The 26,094-nt window shown below is 66.7% G+C and carries 24 protein-coding genes; 17 read left to right on the forward strand and 7 right to left on the reverse strand.

The window, feature by feature from the left end:
- Positions 1 to 89 precede the first annotated feature (89 nt).
- The gene (locus AC3WMA_RS25065; protein ID WP_492287979.1) at positions 90 to 878 is read right to left on the reverse strand and encodes an aspartate racemase/maleate isomerase family protein; all 789 of its coding nucleotides are present in this window, start codon (positions 876 to 878) and stop codon (positions 90 to 92) included.
- Between the two features lie 121 nt (positions 879 to 999).
- Here AC3WMA_RS25065 and AC3WMA_RS25070 point away from each other — a divergent pair, with 121 nt between their 5' ends.
- The gene (locus AC3WMA_RS25070; RefSeq protein WP_492287980.1) at positions 1,000 to 1,947 is read left to right on the forward strand and encodes a LysR family transcriptional regulator; all 948 of its coding nucleotides are present in this window, start codon (positions 1,000 to 1,002) and stop codon (positions 1,945 to 1,947) included.
- On the opposite strand, the gene AC3WMA_RS25075 is transcribed toward AC3WMA_RS25070, so the two are convergent.
- On the reverse strand, positions 1,948 to 3,096 hold the full coding sequence (locus tag AC3WMA_RS25075) for an acyl-CoA dehydrogenase family protein (RefSeq protein ID WP_492287981.1): 1,149 nt from the start codon (positions 3,094 to 3,096) through the stop codon (positions 1,948 to 1,950).
- A gap of 14 nt (positions 3,097 to 3,110) precedes the next feature.
- On the reverse strand, positions 3,111 to 4,274 hold the full coding sequence (locus AC3WMA_RS25080) for a dihydrodipicolinate synthase family protein (RefSeq protein ID WP_492287982.1): 1,164 nt from the start codon (positions 4,272 to 4,274) through the stop codon (positions 3,111 to 3,113).
- Positions 4,275 to 4,440: 166 nt separating this feature from the next.
- Here AC3WMA_RS25080 and AC3WMA_RS25085 point away from each other — a divergent pair, with 166 nt between their 5' ends.
- From AC3WMA_RS25085 to AC3WMA_RS25150, 14 genes are all read left to right on the forward strand, one after another.
- Positions 4,441 to 5,493 (forward strand): LacI family DNA-binding transcriptional regulator, encoded by a 1,053-nt coding sequence (locus AC3WMA_RS25085; RefSeq protein ID WP_492287983.1) that lies wholly within the window; start codon positions 4,441 to 4,443, stop codon positions 5,491 to 5,493.
- A 25-nt stretch (positions 5,494 to 5,518) separates the two neighbouring features.
- Positions 5,519 to 7,111, forward strand: a complete 1,593-nt coding sequence (locus AC3WMA_RS25090) for an acyl CoA:acetate/3-ketoacid CoA transferase (RefSeq protein ID WP_492287984.1) — start codon at positions 5,519 to 5,521, stop codon at positions 7,109 to 7,111.
- Positions 7,108 to 7,881 carry an enoyl-CoA hydratase/isomerase family protein gene (locus tag AC3WMA_RS25095; RefSeq protein ID WP_492287985.1) on the forward strand — a complete coding sequence of 258 codons (774 nt, stop codon included), beginning with the start codon at positions 7,108 to 7,110 and terminating at the stop codon, positions 7,879 to 7,881. The genes AC3WMA_RS25090 and AC3WMA_RS25095 overlap by 4 nt, the downstream gene beginning before the upstream one ends.
- Position 7,882: 1 nt before the next feature.
- The gene (locus AC3WMA_RS25100) at positions 7,883 to 8,644 is read left to right on the forward strand and encodes a 3-ketoacyl-ACP reductase (RefSeq protein WP_492287986.1); all 762 of its coding nucleotides are present in this window, start codon (positions 7,883 to 7,885) and stop codon (positions 8,642 to 8,644) included.
- 112 nt (positions 8,645 to 8,756) lie between these two features.
- A complete protein-coding gene (locus AC3WMA_RS25105) occupies positions 8,757 to 9,425 on the forward strand; it encodes an amino acid ABC transporter permease (RefSeq protein ID WP_377844143.1) in 669 nt (222 codons plus the stop codon).
- Between the two features lie 9 nt (positions 9,426 to 9,434).
- Positions 9,435 to 10,085 (forward strand): amino acid ABC transporter permease, encoded by a 651-nt coding sequence (locus tag AC3WMA_RS25110; protein WP_257731466.1) that lies wholly within the window; start codon positions 9,435 to 9,437, stop codon positions 10,083 to 10,085.
- Between the two features lie 45 nt (positions 10,086 to 10,130).
- Entirely contained in the window at positions 10,131 to 10,952 is an 822-nt protein-coding gene (locus AC3WMA_RS25115; RefSeq protein WP_492287987.1) for a transporter substrate-binding domain-containing protein, read from the forward strand.
- Positions 10,953 to 11,021: 69 nt separating this feature from the next.
- Positions 11,022 to 11,801, forward strand: a complete 780-nt coding sequence (locus AC3WMA_RS25120; RefSeq protein WP_492287988.1) for an amino acid ABC transporter ATP-binding protein — start codon at positions 11,022 to 11,024, stop codon at positions 11,799 to 11,801.
- Positions 11,802 to 11,922: 121 nt separating this feature from the next.
- The gene (locus AC3WMA_RS25125; protein WP_492287989.1) at positions 11,923 to 12,897 is read left to right on the forward strand and encodes an AraC family transcriptional regulator; all 975 of its coding nucleotides are present in this window, start codon (positions 11,923 to 11,925) and stop codon (positions 12,895 to 12,897) included.
- 167 nt (positions 12,898 to 13,064) lie between these two features.
- Positions 13,065 to 14,069: a helix-turn-helix transcriptional regulator gene (locus AC3WMA_RS25130; protein WP_492287990.1), complete on the forward strand. Its 1,005-nt coding sequence runs from the start codon at positions 13,065 to 13,067 to the stop codon at positions 14,067 to 14,069.
- A gap of 222 nt (positions 14,070 to 14,291) precedes the next feature.
- Positions 14,292 to 14,834, forward strand: a complete 543-nt coding sequence (locus AC3WMA_RS25135) for a hypothetical protein (protein WP_492287991.1) — start codon at positions 14,292 to 14,294, stop codon at positions 14,832 to 14,834.
- A gap of 81 nt (positions 14,835 to 14,915) precedes the next feature.
- Positions 14,916 to 19,244, forward strand: coding sequence for an autotransporter outer membrane beta-barrel domain-containing protein (locus AC3WMA_RS25140; RefSeq protein ID WP_492287992.1), 4,329 nt, complete (start codon positions 14,916 to 14,918; stop codon positions 19,242 to 19,244).
- A gap of 7 nt (positions 19,245 to 19,251) precedes the next feature.
- Positions 19,252 to 19,680 (forward strand): globin family protein, encoded by a 429-nt coding sequence (locus tag AC3WMA_RS25145; protein ID WP_492287993.1) that lies wholly within the window; start codon positions 19,252 to 19,254, stop codon positions 19,678 to 19,680.
- Complete coding sequence (locus tag AC3WMA_RS25150; protein ID WP_492287994.1) at positions 19,677 to 20,285, forward strand: invasion associated locus B family protein; 609 nt, start codon at positions 19,677 to 19,679, stop codon at positions 20,283 to 20,285. The genes AC3WMA_RS25145 and AC3WMA_RS25150 overlap by 4 nt, the downstream gene beginning before the upstream one ends.
- Before the next feature lie 87 nt (positions 20,286 to 20,372).
- Here the strand turns inward: AC3WMA_RS25150 and AC3WMA_RS25155 are convergent, their stop codons facing one another.
- The 3 genes from AC3WMA_RS25155 to AC3WMA_RS25165 all read right to left on the reverse strand — a co-directional run bounded on the left by AC3WMA_RS25155 (position 20,373) and on the right by AC3WMA_RS25165 (position 22,642).
- Complete coding sequence (locus tag AC3WMA_RS25155; RefSeq protein WP_492287995.1) at positions 20,373 to 21,470, reverse strand: transglutaminase-like domain-containing protein; 1,098 nt, start codon at positions 21,468 to 21,470, stop codon at positions 20,373 to 20,375.
- Positions 21,467 to 22,066: a TlpA disulfide reductase family protein gene (locus AC3WMA_RS25160; RefSeq protein WP_492287996.1), complete on the reverse strand. Its 600-nt coding sequence runs from the start codon at positions 22,064 to 22,066 to the stop codon at positions 21,467 to 21,469. Before AC3WMA_RS25160 ends, AC3WMA_RS25155 begins: the two co-directional genes overlap by 4 nt.
- Before the next feature lie 189 nt (positions 22,067 to 22,255).
- Positions 22,256 to 22,642 carry a RidA family protein gene (locus AC3WMA_RS25165; RefSeq protein WP_492287997.1) on the reverse strand — a complete coding sequence of 129 codons (387 nt, stop codon included), beginning with the start codon at positions 22,640 to 22,642 and terminating at the stop codon, positions 22,256 to 22,258.
- Positions 22,643 to 22,794: 152 nt separating this feature from the next.
- Between AC3WMA_RS25165 and AC3WMA_RS25170 the strand changes: the two genes are divergently transcribed.
- Positions 22,795 to 23,868 (forward strand): LacI family DNA-binding transcriptional regulator, encoded by a 1,074-nt coding sequence (locus tag AC3WMA_RS25170; protein ID WP_492287998.1) that lies wholly within the window; start codon positions 22,795 to 22,797, stop codon positions 23,866 to 23,868.
- Here AC3WMA_RS25170 and AC3WMA_RS25175 read toward each other — a convergent pair.
- On the reverse strand, positions 23,851 to 24,993 hold the full coding sequence (locus AC3WMA_RS25175) for an ABC transporter substrate-binding protein (RefSeq protein ID WP_492287999.1): 1,143 nt from the start codon (positions 24,991 to 24,993) through the stop codon (positions 23,851 to 23,853). The two genes, AC3WMA_RS25170 and AC3WMA_RS25175, sit on opposite strands and share 18 nt — an antisense overlap.
- Before the next feature lie 206 nt (positions 24,994 to 25,199).
- On the opposite strand from AC3WMA_RS25175, the gene AC3WMA_RS25180 reads away from it, so the two are divergent.
- Positions 25,200 to 26,093, forward strand: coding sequence for a dioxygenase family protein (locus tag AC3WMA_RS25180; protein WP_492288000.1), 894 nt, complete (start codon positions 25,200 to 25,202; stop codon positions 26,091 to 26,093).
- The last annotated feature ends 1 nt before the right edge of the window (position 26,094 follow it).

The raw sequence follows: 26,094 nt of genomic DNA on the forward strand, positions 1-26,094 counted from the left end.
GCCGCCGCGAGCTTGCCGAAATGCCTGCGTGTAAGGGTTGTGACCATGACCGTTCGTCCTCTGAGCAGGCCCCTGACGGGCCCTTGTTGTTATCGGGGAGAGGCTGGGCTTAGTGCCGCATCCGGGGGCTTGTTCCGGGGCGGGTCGTCGAGAAGAGCGAGTGCGACATCGAAGCCGATCGTGGTGGAATCGAAGACCGGCACGCCGAGACCGGCGCAGCGGCGCGACAGCGCGTGCCCGCCGAGATTGGTGCTCCAGATCAGCAGGCCTTCGGGCTCGGCCCGCGCACAGAGATCGGAGGCCACGGCAATCAGGTCGTCATCGGTCACCGCCGCCGCCTCGAAATTGTCCTCGATGCCGAGCGCCGATGACGCGATCACGGCGATGCCCTCGTCGCCGAAGGTGCTGGTCAGCCTCTCGCAATCATCGAGACCACCCTGGGCGATCAGGGCGATGCGATGGATGCCGTTGGCCTTCAGGACCTGGAGCGTCGCCAGTGCCGTCGTCGTCGCCGGCACCCCGGCGATCTCCTCGATCATCCGGCACAGCACCCGGTCGGGCTCGAAGCCGAGCAGCGCCCCGCGCGTCGCGTTCCACAGGATGACATCGGGCCGCGTATCGGCGAGCAGCCGCGTCGCCCGGCGGAAGCTTTCGAGTTCGTAGCCGTCGCTCGGATGCCCGGAATAGGGAACCCGCGTCATGCAGATGTCGAGTTCGGGGCGGCTCTGCCGGATGACATAGGCGACGCGCTCGACCGTCCGGTTGGACGACGGCAGCACGACCCCGATCGTCGGCCGCGCGGCCTTGTCCGGCCTGCCGCCATCGTCCTGGCTGCTGCGGCGCGCGTTAGGCTGCCCGATGCGTCCGGCGTCGATCATGCACGCTCCCCCTGCGCCATGAAGGCCAAAGGCCTGTTGACCTAAGGGAGGATCGGCGCTTCGAATGTTGCCGTCTAGCTCAGAATTTGGAACTCTCCATTCTCGAAATTAGGATGATCCAATGCGCGCTTCCCTCGTCCCTGCCGCTCTTCGCTATGTCGAGCAGGTTGCACGCTCAGGTTCGATCCAGAAGGCCGCGCGCGAACTCCATGTCGCGGCCTCCGCGATCGACCGGCATATCCTGCTGCTGGAGCGGGACTTCAACATGGAGCTGTTCGAGCGGCTGCCGCGCGGCATGCGCCCCACCGCGGCGGGCGACGCCATCATCGCGCTGGCCCGCAATTGGCTGGCCGACGAGCGCCGCGCCGCTGCGGATCTCCGCCAGCTACAGGGCGTCGACCAGGGCCATACGCGGCTCGTCGTGATGGACAGCCATGTCAACGGCTTCCTGCCCCGGCTGATCCGCGGCCTGAACGCCGAGCACCCGGCAATCTCGCTCGATGTCGAGGTCGCGAGCCCCGATGCGGCCTTGACCGCGCTGGCCGGCGATGCCGCCGACATCGCCGCCGTCTTCAACCTCGTCCCGCGCCGCGAAATCCATGTGCTCTGGAGCGCGGCGCTGCCGGTCGGCTGCGTCGTCGCCCCATCCCATCCGCTGGCGAGCGCCGAGTCCGTCAGTTTTCAGGAGGCCTCGACCCACCGCATCGCCCTGCAGAGCCGCGCCCTGACGATCCGGCGCTATCTCGACATGCATCATGGCTGGCTGTTTTCCGACCCGCGCCGGGCCGTGGTCACCAACTCGCTCCAGCTGGTGAAACAGCTCGCGCTCGAAGGCGAATATCTCGCCTTCACCTCGGAGCTCGACACCGCGCCGGAGTTGATGAACGGCTCGCTGGTCTTCCTGCCGATCCGCGACACGGCCGTCGAGCCGCAATCGGTCAGCGTCGCCATCGATGCCCGCCGCCCGCTCTCGCGCGTCAGCCGCATCGTCTCGGAATGGCTGATCGCGGAGATCGCCGGCTGCCTCGCGGCGGTTCGCGCCAGGGCCAGTCAGGCCACGGCCCCGTAATCAGGCGCCATTTTTGATCAGCTCCCGCGCGATGATCGTGCGCTGGATCTGGTTGGTGCCCTCATAGATCTGCGTGATCTTGGCGTCGCGATAGAGCCGCTCGACCTCGAAGCCGCGGATATAGCCGGAACCGCCGAAGACCTGCACGGCATTGGCCGTCTGCGCCACCGCCATGTCGCTGGCGAAGCACTTGGCCATCGAGGAGGCGGAAGTCGCGGGTTTCTCGTGATCGATCAGCAGCGCGGCACGTTCCACCAGCGCGCGAGCGGCAGCGATGTCCTTGGCCATGTCCGCCAGCAGCCATTGCAGGCCCTGGTTGTCGAGGATCGGCTTGCCGAACTGGCGCCGGTCACGGGCATAAGCCAACGCCGCTTCCAGCCCCGCCTGGGCGATGCCGACGGCCAGCGAGGCGATGCCGACGCGGCCCTTCTCCAGCACGCTCATCATGATGTGGAAGCCGCGCCCCTTCGGGCCGAGCAGGGCCTCGCTCGGCACCGAGACGCCGTCGAAATTGAGCGCGCCGACCTGGCTCGCGCGCTGGCCCATCTTGTGCTCCTTCGGCCCGCGCGAGACGCCGGGCGCATGCAGGTCGACCAGGAAGATGCTCATGCCGCGATGGCCCGCTGACGGATCGGTCGAGGCCAGCACGAAGCCGAGATCGGCGACGGGCGCGTTGTGGATCCAGAGCTTGCCGCCGTCGATGACATAGCCCTCGGCGGTCTCGCGCGCAGTGGTGCGGACATTGGAGAGATCGGAGCCCGCCTCGGCCTCGGTCAGGCAATAGGCGACGCGCGTCTTGCCGGCGAGGATGTCGGGCAGGCGCTGCAATTGCTCGGGCGTGCCGTAGCGGGTCAGCAGCGTGCCGATCAATTCGACGAGGCCGCATTGGTCGGCGACGGATGAATAACCTCGCGACAATTCCTCCATGACGATCGAGTAGGCATAGGTATCGAGCCCGGCGCCGCCATGTTCCTCCGGCACGGTGATGCCGAACAGGCCGAGCGCGCCCATCTGCGCGTAGATTTCAGCCGGAAAGGTCTCGTCGCGGTCGAGATCGGCGGCAACGGGCCTGACGACCTCCTCGGCGAAGCGCCGGGCGGTCTCGCGGGTCTGGTCGTAGATTTCGGCGTCGAGCAGGGGGGCGTGCATGACCTGCCCTCCCCTCAGGCGATGCCGTTGAGAGCGCAGAGATGCGTCATCCGGCGAGCGGCCAATTCGGGATCGATCAGCAGCCCCGACTGGTCCGCGAGACGGAAGAGATCGGCATAATGCAGGATGCCGCGCGCCGATTCCGCACCGCCCACCATGCGGAAATGGCTCTGGAAGCCGTTGAGCCAGGCGAGGAAAACGACGCCGCATTTGTAATGCTGGGTCGGTGCCTCGAAGAGCCGGCGCGAGAGCGCGACGGTCGGATCGAGAATGGCGTGGAAGCCGGCGCGGTCACCCGCCTCCAGCCTGGCGAAGGCGGCTGCGGCAGCCGGCGCGATCGGATCGAAGATGCCGAGCAGGCCATGCGAGAAGCCCTGATCGTCGCCGCCGATCAGCTCCGCGTAGTTGAAGTCGTCGCCGGTATACATGACGACGCCCGCCGGCAGGCGGCGGCGCATGGTGATCTCCTTGCCCGCGTCGAGCAGCGAGATCTTGATGCCGTCGATCTTGTCGGCATGGTCGCGGATCAGGGTGAGTACCGTCTCCATCGCCGGCTCGAAATCGCGGCTGCCCCAGTAGCCGGCCAGCGCCGGATCGAACATCTCGCCGAGCCAATGCAGGATCACCTTGCCCCGGCATTGGCGGATCAGGCGGCCAGAGACGGCAAGGTAGTCGTCCGGCCCCTTCGCGACGCGGCAGAGCGCGCGGCTCGCCATCAGGATGATCTTGCCGCCATGCTCCTCGATATGGCCGATCTGCTCCTCATAGGCGCGGATCACGTCATCGAGGCTGCGGGCATCCTGCGGAGCAAGCTGGTCGGTGCCGGCGCCACAGGCGAGATCGGCGCCCGGCGTCGCCTTGGCCTCGGCGAGGACGCGGGTGATCAATTCGGCGGCGTTCTGCCAGTCCAGCCCCATGCCGCGCTGCGAGGTGTCCATCGCCTCGGCGATCTTGAAGCCGAGCCCCCAGAGATGATGCCGGAAAGCCAGCGTCGCGTCCCAGTCGACGGCCGGCTCGCGCCAGGGATCGACCAGCTTCAGCGGGTCGGCGACGACATGGGCGGCGGCATAGACGGTGCGGATGCCGTTGGCCTTGGCCGTCTGCTGGAAAGGCGAAGGCGGCGCCAGCCTGTAGCGCTCGCTGCGGCCGTCCATGCGGGGCAGGCTGATCTCGACCATCGCTTCCTCCGGTGATAATATTGGAACGTTCCAATTACGAAACGCGTTTCCAGCCTTATACAGAGGCATAAAAAGCTTTTAAAGAGGGATATTGCGCATTGATTCATTCGCTGATAATGGAACGTTCCAAGAAAAGAACAGCGCCACGCGCATCAGGGATGAAACGATGCCGCAGCCGCAAGGCAGCAAGGGAAAGGTGACGATCATCGAGATCGCGGACGCCGCCGGCGTCTCGAAATCGACGGTCTCGCTCGTCCTCACCGGCCGCGGCGCGGTGAAGCCCGAAACCCGCCAGCATGTCCTGCAGACCATGGACCGGCTCGGCTATGTCTATAATCGCGGCGCCGCCAATCTCCGTAACGCGCAGTCCCGCATCGTCGGCCTCGTCCTCAACGACCTCTCCAACCCGTTCTTCGCCGAATTCGCGATCGGCGTGGAGAAGGTGCTGCAGATGGCCGGCTATGTCGCCTTCATGGCCAACACCGCCGAGAGCGTGGTGCGGCAGGAGCAGGTGATGCGGATGATGCGCGAGCATGGCGCCGGCGGCATCATCCTCTGCCCCGCGCTGGATACGCGCCCCGAGCATCTCGACTGGGCCAAGGCAGCCGGAACTGCGCTGCTGGTCGCGATCCGCCGCCTGCCCGGCGCCGATACGAGCATCGTCGTTCCTGAGAACCTCCTCGGCGCCAGCCGCGTCACCCGCCATCTCATCAATCTCGGCCATGAGCGCATCGCCTTTCTCGGCGGCATGCATTCGATGGTCGTCCGGCAGGAGCGGCATGGCGGCTTCCTCTCGGCGATGGAAGCGTCCGGCCGCAGCGTCGACCCCGCGCTCAACCTCGAGAGCATGCCGACGCGCGACGGCGGCTTCAGCGCGATGAGCGCGGTGCTCTCGCTCGCCGACCGGCCGACCGCAGTCGTCTGCTACAACGACGTCACCGCGATCGGCGCGATGCTCGCCGCCGCGCGCCACGGCCTCATCGTCGGGCGCGACATCGCGATTGTCGGCTTCGACGACACCAGCGAGGCGCGCCATGTCTCCCCGGCGCTGACCACCGTCGCGGTCGATCCGGTGGGGCTCGGCGAGCGCGCCGCCGCCCTGCTGCTCAAGCAGATCAACGATCCCGCCGCCGAGCCCGAGAGCTTCATCGGCCCCGCCCATCTCGTCATCCGCGAATCCTGCGGCGCCTATCAGCGCGCGCTCGCCGCCGCCGGCTGACCCCTTCTCGAAGAGACAAAAGATCATGGCCTTCCCCCGCATCCTCTCCGCCGATGAAGCCGCCGCCCTGATCCCGGACGAGGCGATCGTCACGGTCTCCTCCTCCTCCGGCCTCGGCTGTCCCGATGCGGTTCTCGCGGCAATCGGCCGGCGCTTCGATGCATCGGGCCACCCGCGCAACCTGACGACGCTGCATCCGATCGCGGCCGGCGACATGTGGGGCGTCAAGGGCGTCGACCACATCGCCAAGCCCGGCCTGCTGGCGCGGATCATGGGCGGCTCCTACCCGTCCGGCCCCTCCTCGGCCGAGCCCCCTGCGATCTGGAAGATGGTCACGGGCAACGAAATCCCGGCCTACAACATCCCGAGCGGCATCCTCTTCGACATGCACCGCGAGGCTGCCGCCAAGCGTCCGGGCGTGCTGACCAAGATCGGCATGGATACCTTCGTCGATCCCAAGCATCAGGGCTGCGCGATGAACGCGCGCGCCATGGCCGAGCCGATCGTTGCCCGTGTCGAGTTCGACGGCGAGGACTGGCTCTATTTCCGCAGCATTGTGCCGAAGGTCGCGATCATCCGCGCCACCACGGCCGACGAGCGCGGCAACCTCTCCTACGAACATGAGGGCGGCCTGCTCGGCCCGCTCGACCAGGCGCTGGCGGTCCGCAACAATGGCGGCATCGTCATCGCGCAGGTGAAGCGCGTGGTCGAGGCCGGCAGCCTCAACACGCAGGCCGTCTTCGTGCCCGGCATCCTCGTCGATGCGATCGTGGTCGCGCCCGACCAGATGCAGACGACGCAGACCGTCTACGACCCCGCCATCTCCGGCGAGGTGCGCCGGCCCTTGTCGAGCTTCGAGACGCCGACCTTCGACGTCGCCAAGGTGATCGCGCGCCGGGTCGCGCAGGAACTGCGTCATGGCGACGCCGTCAATATCGGCTTCGGCATCTCTGCCAATGTCCCGCGCATCCTGATCGAGGAAGGCCAACACGGGGCGGTGACCTGGGTGATCGAGCAGGGTGCCGTCGGCGGCGTGCCGCTGCTCGAATTCCAGTTCGGCTGCGCCTCCAATGCCGAGGCGATCGTGCCCTCGCCCTACCAGTTCACTTACTTTCAGGGAGCGGGCTTCGACCTGTCGCTGCTCTCCTTCCTGCAGATCGACCGGCAGGGCTGCGTCAACGTCTCGAAGCTCGGCGTGCGTCCGCACGTCACGGCGGGTGCCGGCGGCTTCATCGACATCACGGCACGGGCCAAGCGCATCGTCTTCTCCGGCTATTTCAGCGCCGCCGCCAAGCTCGCGATCGCGGATGGCAAGCTCGTCATCGAGAAGGAAGGCAAGGTGAAAAAACTGGTCGAATCGGTCGAGCACATCTCCTTCTCCGGCCCCCGTGCGATCGCGCAGGGCCAAGACATCACCTATGTCACCGAGCGCTGCGTGATGAAGCTGACGACTGAGGGCATCGTCGTCACCGAGATCGCGCCCGGCGTCGATCTGGAGCGCGATATCCTCAGCCAGAGCGAATTCCCGCTGCTGGTGCCCAAGCCGCCGAAGCTGATGGACGCCGCGCTGTTCAATGAGGCGTTGCTCGGCCTCGAAATCCCGGCGAGGGCGGCATGAGCGAACCCGTCCGCCTCGAGATCACCGCCGGCATCGCGACGATCACGCTCGCCCGGCCGGAAAAGCTCAATGCGCTCGATGATGTCATGGTCGGCCTGCTCGGCCGCTTCGCTGAGGCCATCGATGCCGACCGCTCGGTGCGCGCGGTCATCCTGACCGCCGAGGGCAAGGCCTTCTGCGCCGGCGGCGACATCGTCGCCTGGGGTGGGCTGTCGCCGCTGGAGATGGGACAGGGCTGGGTCCGCTCCGGCCACCGCGTCTTCGACAAGCTCGCGCGCATGAAGCCGCCGGTCATCGCCGCGATGAACGGCCATGCGCTCGGCGGCGGGCTGGAGCTCGCCGTCACCGCCGATATCCGCATCTGCGAGGTTCAGGCCAAGATCGGCTTGCCTGAGACCGGGCTCGGCATGATCCCCGGCTGGTCGGGCACGCAGCGCCTCGTCCGGCGCCTCGGCGGGCAGGTCGCGCGGCGCCTCGCGCTCACCGGCGAGATCGTCACGGCCGAGCAGGCGCTTTCGCTCGGCATCGTCGATCAGGTCGTCGAGAAGGGCGGCGCGCTCGCAGCCGCGCAGGCCATGGCCGAGCGCATCTGCCAGCGCGGCCCGGTCGCCAATATCGTCGTCAAGCAGCTGATCAACGCGGCCGAGGACGAGGATAGCGGCGCGATCATGGAAGCGCTGGCGAGCTCGCTCGTCTCCTATACGGACGACGTCAAGGAAGGTGTCGCGGCCTTCCAGCAAAAGCGCACGCCGACTTATCGGGGGGAATGAGATGACGCGCCCCGTTGCACTCATCACCGGCGCAAGGCGCGGCATCGGCCGCGCCATCGGCATCGCCCTCGCCAAGGCCGGCCACGACATCGCCTTCACCGATATCGCCGCGGACGAGGCCGTCGCCGAAGCGTTGAGGCTGTTCGAGGCAGAAGGCGCGAGGGCGCGCTTCTTCAAGCACGATGTCGCGGCGGTCGCGAGCCATGCGAGCCTCGTCGCCGATGTGAAAGCGGCCTTCGGCCGGCTCGACCTCTTCGTCTCCAATGCCGGCATCGGCGCGCCGGTGCGCGGCGACATGCTGGAGATCACGGAGGAGAGCTTCGACCTCGTGATGGACATCAACCTGCGCGGCGCCGCCTTCCTGAGCCAGGAGGTCGCCAAGTCGATGCTCTCGGACAGGCCGGAATGCCCCGCGATCGTCTTCATCACCTCGGCCTCGACCGAGCTCGTCTCGATCGACCGGGCGCAATATTGCGTCTCCAAGCTCGGCCTCTCGATGTGGGCGAAGGCGCTCGCAGTTAGGCTCGCGCCGGAGGGCATTCCCGTCTTCGAGATCCGGCCGGGCGTGATCCGCACCGACATGACCGCGAAGGTCGCCGCCAAGTATGACGCGCGCATCGCCGAGGGACTGATCCCCGCCGGACGCTGGGGCGAAGGCGAGGATGTCGCTGCCGCCGTCGCCGCCCTGACCAGCGGGCAATTCGCCTATGCGACGGGGACAGTGATCAACGTCGATGGCGGCTTGCTGATCCCGCGATTGTAGCAAGACTGGACCGACAAGACCGAGAAGCCAGCGCCAAGCCGGCCGGATTTGCAGGAAGGACAGGATCGATGAAGGCTGTTGAGCAGCGGAAGCTCCGGAGGGGCTTGCCCGCATGAGCTATGAGTTCGATTTCGCCGACGTCTTCGCGGCCTGGCCCGAATTGCTGCAGGGGCTGTTCAATTCGCTCGTGCTCTCGGCGCTGGCGATGGCGATCGGCATGGTGGTCTCGGTCGCCGGCGCACTCGGCAAGACCTCGGGCCCGAAATGGCTGGTCTGGATCATCGACGAATATATCGAGCTGATCCGCAACACGCCGTTCCTGATCCAGATATTCATGATCTATTTCGGCCTGCCCTCGCTCGGCCTGAAGATGACCTCGAACACGGCGGCGCTGCTGGCGCTGGTCGTGAATGTCGGCGCCTATGGCATCGAAATCATCCGCGCCGGCATCGAGAGCATCCAGAAGGGGCAGATCGAGGCCGGCAAGTCGCTGGGCATGCGCCCGCTCCAGATCTTCCGCTACATCATCCTGAAGCCCGCGATCCAGGCGATCTACCCCTCGCTGACCAGCCAGTTCATCCTGCTGATGCTGAACACCAGCGTCTGCTCGGCGATCGCGGCGAGCGAGCTGACGGCGGTGGCCGGCGACATCCAGTCGCGCACCTTCCGCAGCTTCGAGGTCTATTTCGTCGTCACATGCATGTATCTCGGCCTCTCCGTCTTCTTCTGGTCGGTCTTCGCCGCCATCGAGCGCACCTTGCTGCGCAAGCCAACCCGGTGAGGTGAGACGATGCGCACACTCGGCTCCCCCGACATCATCTATATCCTCATGGCAGTGCGCTGGACGCTGCTGCTCTCGCTCGTCGCCTTCCTCGGCGGCGCACTTGGCGGCGCGCTGGTCGCGCTTGCCCGCACCGGCGAGTACAAATGGCTCAGGGTCGCCTCGGCCGGCTACATCAAGGTCTTCCAGGGTACCCCGCTGCTGATGCAGCTCTTCCTCGCCTTCTTCGTGCCGGGGCTGTTCGGCTGGTCGGTCGATCCCTGGACGGCGGCAGCACTTGGCCTCTCGCTCCATGCCAGCGCCTTCCTCGGCGAGATCTGGCGCGGCGCGATCGAGGTCGTGCCGCGCGGGCAATGGGAGGCGGCGACCTCGCTCGGCCTGCGCTACGCCCCGAAGATGGTGCTCATCATCGCCCCGCAGGCGATCCGCATCGCGATCCCGCCGACGATCGGCTTCCTCGTGCAGCTGATCAAGGGCACCTCGCTCGCCTCGATCATCGGCTTCGTCGAGCTGACGCGCGCGGCGCAGATCATCAACAACGCCACCTTCAGGCCCTTCACGATCTTCGCGCTGGTGGCGCTGGTCTATTACGTCATCTGCCGGCCGCTCTCGGCCTACAGCAAGCGAATGGAGCAGAAGCTCCTCGTCGCCGCGCGATAATCAGCGTCGATGCAACACGAAGCCCACCTCAGAGGAGAACGACCCATGTCACTGTTTAAATCGATTTGCCGCCGCAGCCTTGGCGCACTCGTCTTCGCCGGCCTCGCCGCCGCAGCTCTCAACACCACGCCGGCCCAGGCCGCCACGCCCGACGAGATCAAGGCGCGCGGCAAGCTGATGGTCGGCGTGCTCACCGACTACCCGCCCTTCGGCGGCACCGACGCCCAGCAGAATCCGGCCGGCTACGATGCCGATGTCGCCGCCCTGATGGCCAAGGCGCTCGGCGTCAAGCTCGAGCTCGTGCCGGTCACCGGCCCGAACCGCATCCCCTTTCTGCTGACCAACAAGGTGGACGTGCTGATCGCCACCTTCGGCATCACCGCCGAGCGCCAGAAGCAGGTGCTCTTCTCCAACCCCTACAGCACGCTGACGATCTACGTACTCGCCCCCAAGAGCCTGAACATCAAGACGGCGGAAGACCTGAAGCCGGTGACGATCAGCGTCGCGCGCGCCTCGACCCAGGACACCGCGATCAGCGCCGTCGCGCCGGCCGGCACGCCGCTCAAGCGCTTCGACGACGACGCGACCGCGCTGCAGGCCCTGATCTCCGGCCAGGTCCAGGCGATGGGCGCGAGCAACACCATCCTCGCCCAGCTCCTGAAGGATTATCCGCAGCTCAATATCGAGCCGAAGATCACCCTGCGCGAGCAGGCCAACGGCATGGCCTTCCGCAAGGCCGATACCGCTCTGGCCGAGTTCTCCAACAAGTTCATCGCCGAGATCGAAGCCAATGGCGAGCTCTCGAAGATCAACCAGAAGTGGTTCGGCATCCCGCTGCCGAAGCTGCCGGCGATGCCGCAGTTCTGACCACGCCTGACAGGTGCCCGGCTTCGCGCCGGGCACCTCTTTCGACTGTCATCCAGAACGGTTTTTCAGATGTCCGCGACAGCCCAGGCCGCCACCGATCACGAGATCGGCGACGTGATCATCGAGATGCGCAAGGTCGACAAATTCTATGGCGACTTCCATGTCCTGCGCGATATCGACCTCACCGTCTCGCGCGGCGAGCGCATCGTCATCTGCGGCCCCTCGGGCTCGGGCAAGTCCACGCTGATCCGCTGCCTGAATCAACTCGAAGAGCATCAGAAGGGCGAGATCGTCATCGACGGCACCACCGTCCATGCCAAGCTCAAGGGCATCGAGGACATCCGCCGCGAGATCGGCATGGTCTTCCAGAGCTTCAACCTGTTTCCGCACCTGACCGCGCTGGAGAACTGCACGCTGGCGCCGATGAAGGTGCGCGGCACGCCGAAGGCCGAGGCCGAGGCGACGGCCCGCAAGATCCTGGAACGCGTCCATATCCCCGAGCAGGCGCATAAATACCCGGTCCAGCTCTCGGGCGGCCAGCAGCAGCGCGTCGCCATTGCCCGCTCGCTTTGCATGAACCCGAAGATCATGCTGTTCGACGAGCCGACCTCGGCGCTCGATCCCGAGATGGTCAGCGAAGTCCTCGACACCATGGTCGAGCTCGCCGAGAGCGGCATGACCATGATCTGCGTCACCCATGAGATGGGCTTTGCCCGCAAGGTCGCCGATCGCGTGATCTTCATGGATGCCGGCGAGATCGTCGAGATGGCGCCGCCGGAGCAGTTCTTCTCGGCCCCGCAGAGCGAACGGACGCGCAAGTTCCTCGGCCAAATCCTGCACCACGCCTGACGGCCCTTCTCCGGCACGGGGAAGGCCGCGCGCACTCTGCAACCTGGGATTGATCCCGCTTGTGCGGAAATCGATCCGATAATAGAGGAATTGGGCCGACCATCATCCCCGAGAGAGCGCAGTGACGGCAGCCCCGTTCCCGATGATGCGACTGCGGACGGACGATGTCCCGCGCCGGGAACAGATGGCTTTCGTGCACGACTTCGTCGCGCGCCATGTCGGCGGACTGGAATTCCGCCCGGCCGACCGGGACAATATCCGGATCGACATGGAAGCCATGATGCTGCCGGGCGGGCTGACCGTCGGCCGCGGCCTCTATGCGCCGATGCACGGCGCGCGGACGCGCGGTCTGCTTCAGGACGGCCGCGAGCACTACCTGCTGACGATCCATAACGAGGACCATGAAGTCGCCGTCGATGGCGGCAGGATGATCAAGGTCTCGGCCGGCGATATCCTGCTGCTGAACGAGGCGGTCTGCTTCGAGTTCTGGCAGGGCAAGCCGATGTCGGTCGACGTGCTCTCGCTCGACCAGCGTCGGCTCGCAAGCCTGGCGCCGCGCGTCGCGCTGGAAGCGAGTTACGTCATCCCCGCGGCATCGGCGTCGCTGTCGCTGCTCTCCGGCTATGTCGAGATGCTGCGCCGCCATCCGCCCGGATCGGTCAGGGCGAGCGAGATCGCCTCCCGCCATGTCTACGACCTCGCCGCGCTGGTCCTCGACGGCTTCGTGCATGGCGGCGCCGAGCGCAATGCCGGCAGCATCGCGGCAGCGCGGCTGAAGCTCGTACGCAAGGATATCCTCGAACGGCTCGCCGATCCCGGCCTCGGGATCGAGGCGGTCGCCCGGCGTCAGGGCATCACGCCGCGCTATGTCCAGCGCCTGTTCGAAGCGCAGGAGACGACCTTCTCCGACTTCGTGCGCGACCAGCGGCTCGACCTCGCCTTTCGCATGCTCCGCGAGCGCGACCCGGCCTCCTGCACGATCACGACCATCGCCTATGATGCCGGGTTCTCCGACGTCACCTCCTTCAACCGGGCCTTCAGGCGACGCTTCGAGGCGACGCCCTCCGAAGTCAGGGCGAGCGCTCTGAGAGGCTGATTCAAGCCAGACTTTTGCAATCCGGCCGCGGAAAACCTCTGCTTTGTTCGCCGGCTGCAAAATCTGTTCGCCGCGATCCGAGACGGCCCCTCCTTCCCCGCCATAGCGTCCGCCCCCTCTGAACGGTGGGGGAATGGCTCCTACTTCGTCGAAGCCGGAGCCCTCGCATGACGATCGCACCGTTTGCGATGCAGCGGCTGTCGACAGAAGAGATTCCGCGCGGCGAGCGGATGGCTTTCCTGCACGATTTCATGGCCCGGCATGTCTGGAGCGGGCGGCGGCTGCTACCGGCCGACCCTGACGATATTCGCGTCGATCTCGAAGCGATGGCGCTGCCCAGCGACCTTCTCGTCTCCCATGGTCGCTTCACGCCGATGCGTGGCATCCGGGCGCGCGACCAGTTGCAGGACGGCCGGCAGAACTACGTCTGGACGATCCAGGACGACGAGCGTGAGGTTTCGGTCGCGGGCAAGCCGCCGATCAGGATCGGCGCAGGCGATCTCGTGCTCGTCAACGAGGGGACCTGCCATGAATGCTGGCACGGCCGCTCCACCTCCTTCGACTTCGTCTCGCTCGACCGCCGGCTGCTGGCCGACCGCGCGCCCCGCATCGACATCGAGGCGAGCTACGTGATCCCGGCGGCGACGGAAGGCATGTCGCTGCTGAATGACTATGTCGCGCTGCTGCGCCGCAATCCGCCGGGCTCGGTTAGGGTCGCCGAGGCGGCGGCGCGTCATGTCTACGACCTCACGGCCCTGGTCCTCGGTGGCGTGCTGCGGGGCGGAACCGAGCGCAACGAGAGCAGCATCGCGGCAGCCCGGCTCAGGCTCGTGCAGAAGGACGTCCTCGAACGCCTCTGCGATCGCGATCTCCAGATCGAGGCCGTGGCAAGGCGCCAGGGCGTCACGGTGCGCTATGTCCAGCGCTTGTTCGAGAATGCCGGGACGACGTTTTCGGACTTCGTGCGTGGGCAGCGGCTCGAACATGCCGTCCGACTGCTGAAGGAGCGCGACCTTGCCTCCAGCACGATCACGACGATCGCCTATGATGTCGGGTTCTCGGACGTCTCCTCGTTCAACCGTGCGTTCCGCAAGCGCTTCGACGCCACGCCTTCCGAGTTCCGGGCGGACATCCTGAGTCGCCGCGCCACCCTCCCGAGAGGCGAGGAATGACGGATGAAGGCCTTCGATGCGGGTCGTTGGCCGCTCCTGCCGCCAATCCCCGAAAAATACCCGGGGCGATGTTCGTTTCCTGCAAAACCGCTTCGCTCCCCGCGCAGACGGACCAACCGCCCTCTTCCTAGAATCCGGCTCGAATTGCGCGAAAGCGCTGCTCCGCTTTGCCGAATGGGCCGTGCCGACAGCCTTCATTCTCGGCCTTGGAAGGGATTTCGAGTGCTGTCGATCTCAAGCGCCCGCAAGCACGGTGCCGCCGCCGCGCGCCGCCCGAAGCGCCGTCTCCTGTCGGCCGCGCTCTGCGCCGGCTTCCTGTTCGCCGCCGATCCCGCAATGGCCCTGACGCGCGACGAGGTCGCCAAGGTCGCGGAGCTGATCGCGGCGCTGCAGCCGGGTTTCGGCTCCTTCGCCTATGACGAGGAGATCGTCGGCGAGTGGTTCGAGCGCGATTCCGCCGAGCGCGGCCTGATCCGGGCCGCCGGCTTCACGGCGGAAAGCTGGAAGACCGCGGTCGGCGAAACCTTTCGTGGCCTCGCCGCCCTCGCCCCCCAGAGCGAGATCGACGCGTTGCGCGCCAAGCTGGACGCCGGCGCGAGCGGCCTTGTCGGGTTGAACGCGGCCCAGAAGGCGGAGGCCTTGCAGGCGCTCCGGGTGGAATTCGCGCGGATGCTGGCGTTCCGCACTGAGGGCGCGCGCTTCGCCGACATCGTGCGCCCGCTCGCGCCGCGCCTGAACGCGATCCTCGACAACAGCTCCGACTGACGCCCGGCCATCACCGCCGGCCGACGCTCATCTCGTGTTTCCCAAAGGCCCATGATGAAAACTGCTTCCTCGAAGCGCCCCGTGCGCAGCCATACTCTCCGCAGGACGAGCCTTCTCTCGGCGACAGCCCTCGTCGCGGCCGGCACGCTGGCTGCGCCCTCAGCGCAGGCGAACTCCGTGCTCTACACCGTGAGCGGCACCTATACGGATGCGATCACGGTCGGAGCGACGAGCGTGATCCGGACCCAGACCGGCGTCGACGCGGTCTTCGCGGGCACCGTCACCTATAGCGACCCCACCGTCGGCTATCTCTTCCTCGGCGATACCTCGGCCAATAACGGCACCATCGTCTTCGCACCGACCAGCATCGGCGGCACCCTGGGCTACGACTATCTCAGCATCGCCGGCGGCGTGGTCCGTTTCGGCAGCGATGCGGCGCGGACCTTCTACAGCCGGTCTGGAACGGCGGTGATCGTCTCCGGCGGCACGCTCGATCTCGGCGGTGTCAGCCAGACCATCAGCCTGGTGAGCCACCTCGGCGTGAATGCCGGCACGATCACCAACAATGGCCCCGGCGCCGCCACCCTGACCATCGCCAACAGCATCGACTTCAACGGGGCGATCACCGACGGCGCGAACGCGCTTGGCCTGCGCTTGCAAGGCAGCGGTACGCAGACCCTCGGCGGCAACAATACGTATTCCGGTGGCACGACCCTGGCCGCCGGCTCGCTGCTGACGGTGACGCACTCCAACGCGCTCGGCACCGGCGCCCTGCGTTTCGAAGGGCTGGGCAGCACGCTTGCGCTGAACGATACCATCTCGCTCGCGAACAATATCAGCCTGGCGGCGGGCGCCACCGCCGTCTTCACCGTCGGCAGCGGCACCGGCCGGCTGATGGGCGACATCGCCAGCAACAACGGCGACCTGTTCAAGGATGGCAACGGCGAGCTCGTCCTCGGCGGCGCTGTCAATGCCGGCCGCATCTTCCTCAATCGCGGCAGCCTGACCTCGGCCGCGCCGCTCGGCGGCAACATCTCCGATACGGCGTCGATCATCGTCGCCCCGAACGCGACCTTCAACGTCCAGGGCAACGAGAAGGTCTACGAGGTCATCGGCACCGGGCAGGTGGCACTTGCCAATGGCACACAGCTGACACTCGGCCGCGACGGTAACGGAGGATCGGACTTTTCGACCACCTCCAGCAACCTGATCACGGGCGCCGGCTCGCTGCGCAAGGAAGGCGACAACCGCCAGACGCTGCGCGGCGCCAACACCTATTCCGGCGGCACCACGCTCGCCGCCGGAACGCTCCGGGCGGGAATAACCGGCGCTCTCGGCACGGGCGGGCTGACGATCGCCGGCCAGGGAACAACGCTTGCCCTCATCGACAACGTCCGGCTCAACAACGCGATCACGCTCGATCAGGGCAATCTCAATGTCGAGGTGGAGAGCGGCACATCCACACTCGGCGGGCGAATCACGCGAGCGAATCCGGCGGAGGTCCGAGACTTCCACAAGAACGGTCCGGGCAGGCTCATCCTGGCCAGCAATGGGTCGGACGTCTCGCATGCCTATGTGAACAGCGGCCTCCTGCAGGTCGACGGCACGATCACGGCCCAGACGCTGCAGGTGGCGAACACTGCCGGACTTTCCGGCATCGGCACCGTCAACGCCAATGTCACGGTCGCCAATGGCGGTACCTTGCACGGGCGCTCGGACCAGACCCTGACCATCAACGGCAACCTGATCCTGAACAGCGGCTCCACGATCGAGGTCGAGCTCGATGCCCCCAGTACGCGCGCCTTGTTCGGCGTCGGCGGCAACCTGACGCTCGACGGCGGCCTGAACATCTCCAGCGCCGGCAATTACGGCGACGGCGTCTACCGCCTGTTCGACTATGACGGCACGCTCACCGATAACGGGCTCGACGTCACCGCGGCGCCGCCCGGCTCAACCGCGACCATCCAGACCGGTGTCGCCCGCCAGGTCAACATCGTCGTGGGATCAGGCGCCGGCCCGGTCTGGCAGTTCTGGGACGGCGGCCAGACCGTGTCCAACGGCCAGGTCGATGGCGGCACCGGCAACTGGGGCAGCACCACCAACTGGACGGATGCGAACGGGCAGGTCAACGCGGCCTGGGCCGGCGGGCATGCGGCCTTCCAGGGCGCATCCGGCACGGTCACGATCGCTCCGGGCGGCGTATCGGTGCACGGCGTGCAGTTTGCCGTGAACGGCTATTCCCTCAATGGCGGCCCCATCACGCTGGCGGCGCCGCAGACCGTCATCCGCGTCGGCGACGGCACGAACCAGGGCGCGAACTTCATCGCCCGGATCGGCTCCGACCTCACCGGCACCGGGGGATTGCTGAAGACGGACCTGGGACGGCTGATCCTCGACGGCAACAATAGCTACCAAGGCGATACCTACGTCCTGGGCGGCAGGCTGGAGGGCAACACGGGCAGCATCCGCAACAACATCGTCAATAATGGCACCGTCGTCTTCGATCAGGCGCAGAACGGCAGCTTCGCCGGCAGCATCACCGGCCAGGGCGGCACCATGATCAAGGACGGCGTTGGGACGCTGCGGCTGACCGGGCTCAACACGCTGGAATGGTCGATCCGAAACGGCGTCCTGTCCTCGACCACCGACGCCTTCCGCGGCAACCTCGACATCCGGGGCGGCGCGACGATGCGCTTCGAGCAGAACGCCTCGGGCACCTATGCCGGCAACGCCCGCAGCAGCGGCAATGGCGACGGACGGCTGGAGATCGCGGCCGGCGCCGGCAACATCATCGCCTTCACCGGCGATTCCAGCGGCTTCACCGGCATCACGACGGTCGAGACTGGCGCCCTCGCCGTGAACGGCCAGCTCGGCGGCACCCTCGCCGTCACCGCGGGCGGACGCCTCCAGGGCATCGGCACGGTCGGCGAGGTGACGGTGGCCGGCACGATCGCGCCCGGCAATTCGATCGGCACGCTCAATGTCGCCGGCAACATCACCTTCAATCCGGGCTCGACCTACGAGGTCGAGATCGATGCCGCGGGCCAGTCCGACCGGATCGTCGCCGCGGGCAGCGCCACGATCAACGGCGGCTCGGTCAGGGTGCTGGCCGGCGCGGGCAGCTATGCGCCGCAGACGCGCTACACCATCCTCACCGCAGCGGGCCCGCGCACCGGCACCTTCACCGGCGGCGTGAGCTCGAACCTCGCCTTCCTCGACCCCGCGCTCAGCTACGACGCCAACAACGTCTACCTGACGATGGTCCGCAACGGCCTGAGCTTCCAGACTGTCGGCCTGACCTGGAACCAGGTCGCCGCCGGCGCCGCCACCGAGAGCCTGGGCGGCAGCCACACCGTCCATAATGCGGTGCTGACCCTGTCGGCGGATCAGGCGCGCGGCGCCTTCGACCAGCTCTCGGGCGAGGTCCATGCCTCGGCCCGCACCGCCCTGATCGAGGACAGCCGCTTCCTGCGCAGCGCCGTCAACGACCGCCTGCGCGCGGCTTCCGGCGGCGTCGGCGCCACTCAGGGGGATGCCGTCACCTATATCGATGGCAAGCCCGTCCCGGCTGCGCCCGGCACCGAGCGTTTCACCGTCTGGGGCCAGGGCTTCGGTTCCTGGGGCAGCACGGATGGCGACGGCAACGCAGCGAAACTGGAGCGCAAGACCGGCGGCTTCTTCATCGGCGCGGACACCCCGGTCTTCGACCGCTGGCGCCTGGGCGCCGTCGCCGGCTACAGCCGCACCACCTTCGACGTGAAGAGCCGCCATTCCTCGGGCACGAGCGACAACTACCATCTCGGCCTCTATGCCGGCGCCAACTGGGGTGCGCTCGCGCTGCGGACCGGCGCCGCCTACACATGGCACGATATCGAAACCAACCGGACCGTCGGCTTCGCCGGCTTCAACGACCGGTTGAAGGGCGACTACGGCGCCGGCACGGCGCAGCTCTTCGGCGAGCTCGCCTATGGCTTCTCCATGGGAAGCACCCGCTTCGAGCCCTTCGCCAATCTCGCCTATGTCAATCTGCATATGGACGGGTTCGCCGAGCAGGGCGGGGCGGCGGCGCTCACCGGCACGGCCGCGAACACCGATGCGGTCTTCGGCACGCTGGGCCTGCGCGCCTCGACCACTTTCACCCTCGGTGGGGCGAACCTCACGGCGAAGGGCATGCTCGGCTGGCGCCATGCGTTCGGTGATACGACGCCGCTCGCCGCCCTGCGCTTCGCCGGTGGCGGCAGCCCCTTCGGCATCGGCGGCGTGCCGGTCGCCCGCAATGCGGCGGTGATCGAGGCCGGGCTCGATTATGCGATCTCTCCGAACGCCACGCTCGGCATCAGCTATGGCGGCCAGTTCGGCTCCGGCATCGCCGACCATTCCGCCAAGGCCAACTTCAACGTCAAGTTCTGAGGACTGCATGGATCATCGTTCCCGCTCCCTCATCCTGACAAATATCGTGGCGCTGTTCCCGATCGCCGAGCAGGCGGACGCGATGTTCGCCAGCCGGCTGCTCGAAACCTATCCGGAGGTCTATCGGCTCTTCGCCCTGGAGCTCGAGCCGCAGGAGCGCAGCCTCGTCCTGACGTTGCGGCTGATGTTCGGAAATTCCCGGCACTTCGGAGAAGTCCTGCCGATCGTGCAGGAGCTCTCCCGGTCCCACAGGATCGGCCGCCTGATCGAGCCTCACTATCAGGCCCTGGCCGGGACGCTGCTCTGGACGCTCCGGCGCAGCCTCGGCCCCGCTTTCACGATCGAGGCCGAACTGGCCTGGCAACGCGCGCTCGAAGGACCTCCCGAACCGGATCACGCGTCCTCAAAAGCCGAAGGCCGAAAGGCGATCGCATGACCGGCTCCCGGCTTCGTATCCTCGGCACCATCGGCTTGGCCGCGCTCGCCGGCTCCAGCCAGGCCACCCCGGCCACGGGCCGGGGCGACGGTCCCATGCCACCACGCATCGAGATCGCCCAGGCTCCGGCAGGAGCGCAGACCGCGGTAGCCGGAGCGACGCTGCCCGGCGGCGCGTCCTCCCTCAATGAAACCTACAAGGACTGGCGCGTCGTCTGCGCCCAGCAGGCCAGCACCAAGCGCTGCGTGCTCAGCCAGATCCAGGCGCAGCAGGATGGCCAGCGCGTGCTCGCCATCGAGCTCAATGCGCCGGCGGGCAATGCCGTGGCCGGCGTGCTGGTCCTGCCCTTCGGGCTGTCGCTCGATTCCGGCGTCGCCTTCCAGGTCGACGAGAAGCTGACGGCACAGCCGATGCGCTTCCGCACCTGCCTGCCGAACGGCTGCCTCGTCGCGGTCAGCTTCGATGCGCCGACGGTCATGGCCCTGCGAACGGGCACGGCGCTGAAAATCAAGGCGACGGCCGATGGCGGCGCCGCCGCGCCGTTCTCGATCTCGCTCCAAGGCTTCGCAACCGCCCTCGACCGCGTGGCGACGCTGTCGCGCTGAGGCCGGAAAGCTGCGCTCCGGGGGCGGCGCAGAACGCGTTGGAGATGAGGCTTCGGGGCGAAGGCCTTGCCTTCGCCCCGAAACGCTTCAGGCCGTCAGCTCGGTCGACTTGATCATGTATTTGAACGTATCGGGGTCGAGGCAGTCGAGCAGCGCTCCCGCGACCTCCGCCTGCGGATACATCAGGAAGCCGACCTTGTGCCTCGAACCCGGCAGGACAAGGTCGTGCGCGACATTGTAGCCGAGCCAGTTGCCTTCCCAGGCGCCGAACAGCGCCTGCCGCGCCGCAACCACCTTCGGATCGTCGACCGTGTTGTTTCCCGGAGGCTCCTCAAGCACGACCTTGCGGACATCGGCAGGATCGGCAGCCACCCAGCCATAGCCGTCGAGCCAGATCTCTGCCCGGCAATGCTGGGCCTTGGTGATGACGTCCGAACCCGTCCCGAGGCTCTTGTAGCCGAATTTCGAGGGCGCGACGCGGATGCCGTAGATGTCTCGGGCCGGTATGCCGGCACTGCGGACCAGGGCGACATAGAGCGCGTTCAGATCAGCGCATTTGCCGCTCAGATTGCCTGTCCGCAGCATCGAGGCGACGTCGCCGGTGCCGCAGCCGCGTGTCTTGGCATCGCGGAAGGTGTTCGCCACGACCCATTCATAGATCGCCCGCGCCCTATCGAGATCACTCGTCTTGCCGGCAGCCGCCTTCTCCGCGGTCTCCCGGACGATGCCATCGGTCGGCATCAGCTCCGTTGCCTCGAGATAGAGCTTGCGATCGCTCTCTCCCAGCGCCGGAACAGTGGATTTCGCCGCGAGGTCCTCGGCCCGGTCGCGCAGAGAAAAGCCGCTGCGGACCTCAACGCGCGGCGCGGTCTCGCCATCCTTGAAGACGAGGTGCAGGAGCTCGGCACCGTATTTTGAATCCCGGACGATCTCGGCCGACAACGCATTGGTCTCCCAGCCGCTTTTGCCGGGCTTGATCCACTCGTCCTCTCGCACCGAAGGCAGTGGAATCCAGGCCTGAGCCTTGCCGTTTGCCGGCAGCTCGAGCCGCGTCGCCACCTCGAAATCACGCCAGGCCCCGGGCTTCGGCGCGAAGGCCGCCGCCTGCGCATTGGCAGCACGAGGGAGTGCCAAAGCGGCTGCAGCGCAAGCACCGGTCTTCAACATGTCGCGACGGCTGATCATGGCGGCGTCTCCTTTTTCCCTCGGTTGCTTTTCGGTGATGTGGCAGACAAGGCCGCAAGCGCCGCCGCAACGGGCGGGCTCGTCCAGTCGAGCGGCTCGACAGCTTTGAGCGCAGGCCTGAGATCGCGATCGAGCACGAAGCTCGTCGGCAGGCCCTCGACCTGCCAGGTCTTCATCGCGCCGCGGTCGCGATCCAGCAGGATCGGAAAGGCGACGGGACGATCGCGGAAGAAATTGCGCACCCGCGCATCGACCTCGCCGACACTGATCGCGAGGATTGCGGGACTGCCCTTCCCCGTGGCGGCAAGCGCGTTCAGCGAAGCCATCTCCTCAATGCAGGGCGCGCACCAGGTGGCGAAGAAATGAACGATGACGGGTTTGCCGCGAAATTCAGCGAGTTCGATGCCGGGGCCGTCAAGCTGGCTCAGCGCGAGCGCCGGCACCGTCTCGGCGGGCCATGGGCGGAGTTCGTCAGCCGCACAAGGGGTACAGACGATCATAAGCGACAGGGCGGCCAGCAGAATTCGCCGGAACGGCTCCAGCCTGCAACTCAGTCGATGAGCGCCCCGAAACTCGGGAGCCTTGACGGCAGCCACATCCCATCTTGCGGGCAAGGCTCAGGAAACGTCAATTTCGACTTTTGACGAGACGAACGATGGCAGAGCGGCCCCAGCGGAGCCGAAAGTCCACAGCATGCCTCGCCGCAAGACCAGGCTCGGGCAAAGCTGGATATGCTCCCATCCGGCGGACGAGAGCACCACGATCTGCAACGGCAGCTCAAACGCTCAGTCGATCAGCGCGATCCCCTGGATCTCGATCAGCATGGCGGGATCGGCGAAGCCGGTGACCGTGACCGCGGCGCTGGCCGGGAAATCGGCGCCGAATATCTCGGCGCGAATCTCGGTCATCCGCGTGGTGTTGCGCGCGTCGGTGAGAAAGACCGTCATCGTGACGATGTCCTTCAGCGTTGCGCCCGCTTCCTTCAGCGTTGCCTCGATGTTCCTGAAGGTCTGGTAGGTCTGCGCGTCGAAATCGCCCGCCAGGGACTTTCCGCCATCGTCCTTCTGGCCGGTATGCCCGGCAATCCAGACCGTCTTTCCGCCTTCGGTGACGATCGCCGGCGAGAAGGCACGGGTCTTTTGCCAGGTGCCTCGAATGAAAGTCTTCTTCATCGCCCTGCCCTCAGTGTCAGCAAAGATTGCATCTGCAATCGATTGCAGAAATAGCAGTTGCGGTCAAGCGCGGGATATGGGTACTCCCGTGAAAGCCCTTCTGCATCATCCCGGATCGCCCGACTTTGGAAAAAGAGACGCGACGGCTCAATGTGACGCTGAAACAGGTGGCCGAGCGTGCCGGCGTCCATGCATCGACGGCTTCGCGGGCCCTTAACCTGGCCACGCGCTCCATGGTCGTGGCGGAGGTAGTCGCGCGGGTCGAGAAGGCTGCGGCGGAACTCGGCTATCGGCGCGACCCGGTCGCGGCCAGCCTTCGAACCGGCCGGTCGCGGCTGGTCGGCGTTCTGGTCCCCGATATCGCGAACCCCGTCTTCAGCCCCATCCTCAGCGGAGCGAGCGAGTTCTTCGCCGCACAGGGATATGCCTTGATCGTGGCGGATGTCGGCAATGATGAGGGGCGGCAGATCGACCTCGTCGAGGGGTTGGCGGCCCACCGCGTCGACGGGCTCATCCTGGCGACCGTCAGCCGCGAGGATCCTCTGGTCGACTATTGCCTGCAGAAGAAGCTGCCGGCCGTCCTGGTCAACCGCGCGGAAATGCAGACGCGCCTGCCTGCCGTCATCTCGGACGATGCGCTGGGCATGCAGCTGGCCGTGGATCACCTGACCCAGCTCGGGCATCGCGTCATCGGGCATCTCGCCGGCCCGTCCCGGCACTCGACCGGATACCTGCGGCACAGAGGCTTCCAGCTCGCCGTCATGTCACATGGAATCGCGCTGGACGACGCACCTTGCCAGGAGGCCGGCGCCTATAGCCGCGAGGAGGGAGCAGCGGCGACGCGACGCCTGCTCGCTGCCCGGCCGGACCTGACCGCCATCGCCGCGGCCAATGACCTTCTCGCCCTGGGCGCCTACGATGCGCTGCGCGGGGAGGGGCTGAGCTGTCCCAACGACATCTCGATCATCGGGCACAACGACATGCCGATGCTCGATCTCACCTCGCCCGGACTGACCTCGATCAGGATCAGCCACAAGGAGATGGGACGGCGCGCGGGGCAATTGCTGCAAGCGGCCATCGAGAACCGCGATTCACCGCCTCACAACATCGTCCTGCCCTCACAGCTCGTCATCCGCGGCTCGACCGCGCCGCCTCCCAGCTCCACGCATCCGCGCCGGGGAGAGGCTCGGGATGCGACCGCCGACCCGTCACGCAAGCGCCGCTGAACGGTAGCTGTCATCGACATAGGCTTCCGGCGGACCGAGCGGCTTGTCGCCATGCGCGCTATAGCGGCGCCTCAGCGCGATGACCTCGGCGACGCCGTCTCGGTCGATTGCAAGCGATCGCGTGATGCCGCCGCGCGCGATCAGAGCCTCATAGGCCGGATCGACCACGAGGCTGAGCTGGGGCATTCTCCTGCCCAGAATATCGCAGGCAGCCTGGCGGTTGGCGGGATCGCCGAGCCAGGCCACGCTGTCGTGGAACGCTGCAATGAACGCCTTGAGCGCCTCGGCATTGGCGCGCGCCCAGCTCTGCCGCGAGCCGCCGACCACACCCTGATAACTGCCGAGCACCTGCTTCGCGCGGACCAGCCTGGCCTTCCCCGCAGCCTCGGCCGCCAGGCAAAGCGGGGCGTTCAGCAGCGTCGCCGTGCAGGCCCCGGAGTTCAGCGCGGCGAGCCGCTCAGCGCCCGTGCCGACCCGGACATAGGTGACGTCGTCATCCTCCAATCCCTTCTGCCGCAAAAGCTCCCGCAGAACGAAGGCGAAGCCGGTGGTCATGGCATCGACGGCCAGGGTTCCGCCACGCAGCGCCGCGAGCGAATCGACGTTCGGCTGCGCCATGACGCTGAGCAGCCCGTCATCGACACCCATGAAGGCGAAAAAATCGACCTCGCCCTCAAGGGGCTCTTCGCCGTGCCCCTCGGCATAGGCGATGATGTTGTCGATCGACGTCAGGGCAATCTGCGCGCTGCCATCATGAAGCTCGCGGGCCATATGGCGCGAATTGGGAGTCAGGCTGACACGCAGGTTGATGCCGGCCCGCGCGAAGATGCCCTGATCGAGACCAGCGAACAGCGGCCAATTGGACGCGCCCGGAAAGGCAATCACATGCAGCGGCGTCGTCATCGAGCTGTTCCCCTCCTCTGTAAACGGGTCAGGGCCGCCGGCCGCGGCACGCGCGCTTCCCGACGCCGCCCTCGCTACCCCAGCCGCGTGGCGCGACCTGGTCGTCCTGCGGCAGCATCGACACGCTGCTCCCGCCCACACCTCAAGGCCCGCTTGGCGATGAGGCTCCCTCGTGAGCTGCAGCTCGCGAGTCACATACAATCGATTGTACGGATCGGTCAACACCGAACCTCCGGAGCCTGACTAGAGGATATTGGGCGCAAAACCCCCAGAACTCATCAAATTCCGCTCCTATCAGCACTACACCACGCGCATTTGGCCGAGATTCCCGCCATTGAAAGCGGGGAGCAAAGCCAAAGAGCTCCTCTACAGCGCGGCACCTTGCAATATGCAATCGATTGCATTATCCAAGTTGCCGGGAGGCGCCAATGATTATCGAGACCGAGCAGATGCTCACCAGCGCCGTCATCGACGCGATGGCAGGTGCCAACGATCCACGGCTGCACGAGGTCATGGCAGCGCTGGTGCGCCACGCCCATGCCTTTGCCCGCGAGGTCAAACTCACCGAAGCGGAGTTCGAGAAGGGCCTGGCCTTCCTCAATGCGATCGGCCAGGCGAGCAACGACACGCATAACGAAGCCGTCCTGTTCTCCGACGTGCTCGGCTTCTCGACGCTGGTCTGCCTTCTGAACAACGGCAATGCCGGCGCGACCGAGACGGCTTCGGCGCTGCTCGGCCCGTTCTGGCGGATGAATTCACCGAGGACCGCCAATGGCGGCTCGATCCTGCGCTCGCCGACGCCGGGGCCGGAACTCTTCGTCAATTGCCAGGTCGTCGATGTCGATGGCGCCCCCATCGCCGGCGTGGAGATCGATGTCTGGCAGGCCTCGCCCGTCGGGCTCTACGAGAACCAAGATGACGGGCAGGCCGACATGAACCTGCGGGGCAAGTTCCAGACCGATGCCGACGGTCGTTTCGCGTTCCGCTCGGTCCGGCCGGCCGGCTACCCCGTCCCGACCGATGGCCCGGTCGGGGAATTGCTGCGCGCGCAGCGGCGCGAGCCGTATCGGCCGGCGCACCTGCACTTCCTCGGCTTCAAGCAGGGCTACAAGACCCTCATCACCCAGGTCTTCGTGGCTGAGGACGAGCGGCTCCAGAGCGATGTCGTCTTCGGCGTCACGCGCCATCTCGTCGGCTCCTATCGCCGGCACGAAGACGGCCCGCCGCCCGCGCCGGGCGTGACGGCCCCCTGGTACACGCTCGACTACGGCTTCGTCATGGAACCCGGCGAAGCCAAATTGCCCGCCCCCCCGATCAAGTGAG

This window comes from Allobosea sp. FW305-C-101, from assembly GCF_058783685.1.

Bases quoted from the DNA above. Each gene is read 5' to 3' on its own strand.
- AC3WMA_RS25065 (WP_492287979.1), bottom strand. From the start codon at position 878: ATGATCGACGCCGGACGCATCGGGCAGCCTAACGCGCGCCGCAGCAGC.
- AC3WMA_RS25070 (WP_492287980.1), top strand. From the start codon at position 1,000: ATGCGCGCTTCCCTCGTCCCTGCCGCTCTTCGCTATGTCGAGCAGGTT.
- AC3WMA_RS25075 (WP_492287981.1), bottom strand. From the start codon at position 3,096: ATGCACGCCCCCCTGCTCGACGCCGAAATCTACGACCAGACCCGCGAG.
- AC3WMA_RS25080 (WP_492287982.1), bottom strand. From the start codon at position 4,274: ATGGTCGAGATCAGCCTGCCCCGCATGGACGGCCGCAGCGAGCGCTAC.
- AC3WMA_RS25085 (WP_492287983.1), top strand. From the start codon at position 4,441: ATGCCGCAGCCGCAAGGCAGCAAGGGAAAGGTGACGATCATCGAGATC.
- AC3WMA_RS25090 (WP_492287984.1), top strand. From the start codon at position 5,519: ATGGCCTTCCCCCGCATCCTCTCCGCCGATGAAGCCGCCGCCCTGATC.
- AC3WMA_RS25095 (WP_492287985.1), top strand. From the start codon at position 7,108: ATGAGCGAACCCGTCCGCCTCGAGATCACCGCCGGCATCGCGACGATC.
- AC3WMA_RS25100 (WP_492287986.1), top strand. From the start codon at position 7,883: ATGACGCGCCCCGTTGCACTCATCACCGGCGCAAGGCGCGGCATCGGC.
- AC3WMA_RS25105 (WP_377844143.1), top strand. From the start codon at position 8,757: ATGAGCTATGAGTTCGATTTCGCCGACGTCTTCGCGGCCTGGCCCGAA.
- AC3WMA_RS25110 (WP_257731466.1), top strand. From the start codon at position 9,435: ATGCGCACACTCGGCTCCCCCGACATCATCTATATCCTCATGGCAGTG.
- AC3WMA_RS25115 (WP_492287987.1), top strand. From the start codon at position 10,131: ATGTCACTGTTTAAATCGATTTGCCGCCGCAGCCTTGGCGCACTCGTC.
- AC3WMA_RS25120 (WP_492287988.1), top strand. From the start codon at position 11,022: ATGTCCGCGACAGCCCAGGCCGCCACCGATCACGAGATCGGCGACGTG.
- AC3WMA_RS25130 (WP_492287990.1), top strand. From the start codon at position 13,065: ATGACGATCGCACCGTTTGCGATGCAGCGGCTGTCGACAGAAGAGATT.
- AC3WMA_RS25145 (WP_492287993.1), top strand. From the start codon at position 19,252: ATGGATCATCGTTCCCGCTCCCTCATCCTGACAAATATCGTGGCGCTG.
- AC3WMA_RS25150 (WP_492287994.1), top strand. From the start codon at position 19,677: ATGACCGGCTCCCGGCTTCGTATCCTCGGCACCATCGGCTTGGCCGCG.
- AC3WMA_RS25155 (WP_492287995.1), bottom strand. From the start codon at position 21,470: ATGATCAGCCGTCGCGACATGTTGAAGACCGGTGCTTGCGCTGCAGCC.
- AC3WMA_RS25165 (WP_492287997.1), bottom strand. From the start codon at position 22,642: ATGAAGAAGACTTTCATTCGAGGCACCTGGCAAAAGACCCGTGCCTTC.
- AC3WMA_RS25180 (WP_492288000.1), top strand. From the start codon at position 25,200: ATGATTATCGAGACCGAGCAGATGCTCACCAGCGCCGTCATCGACGCG.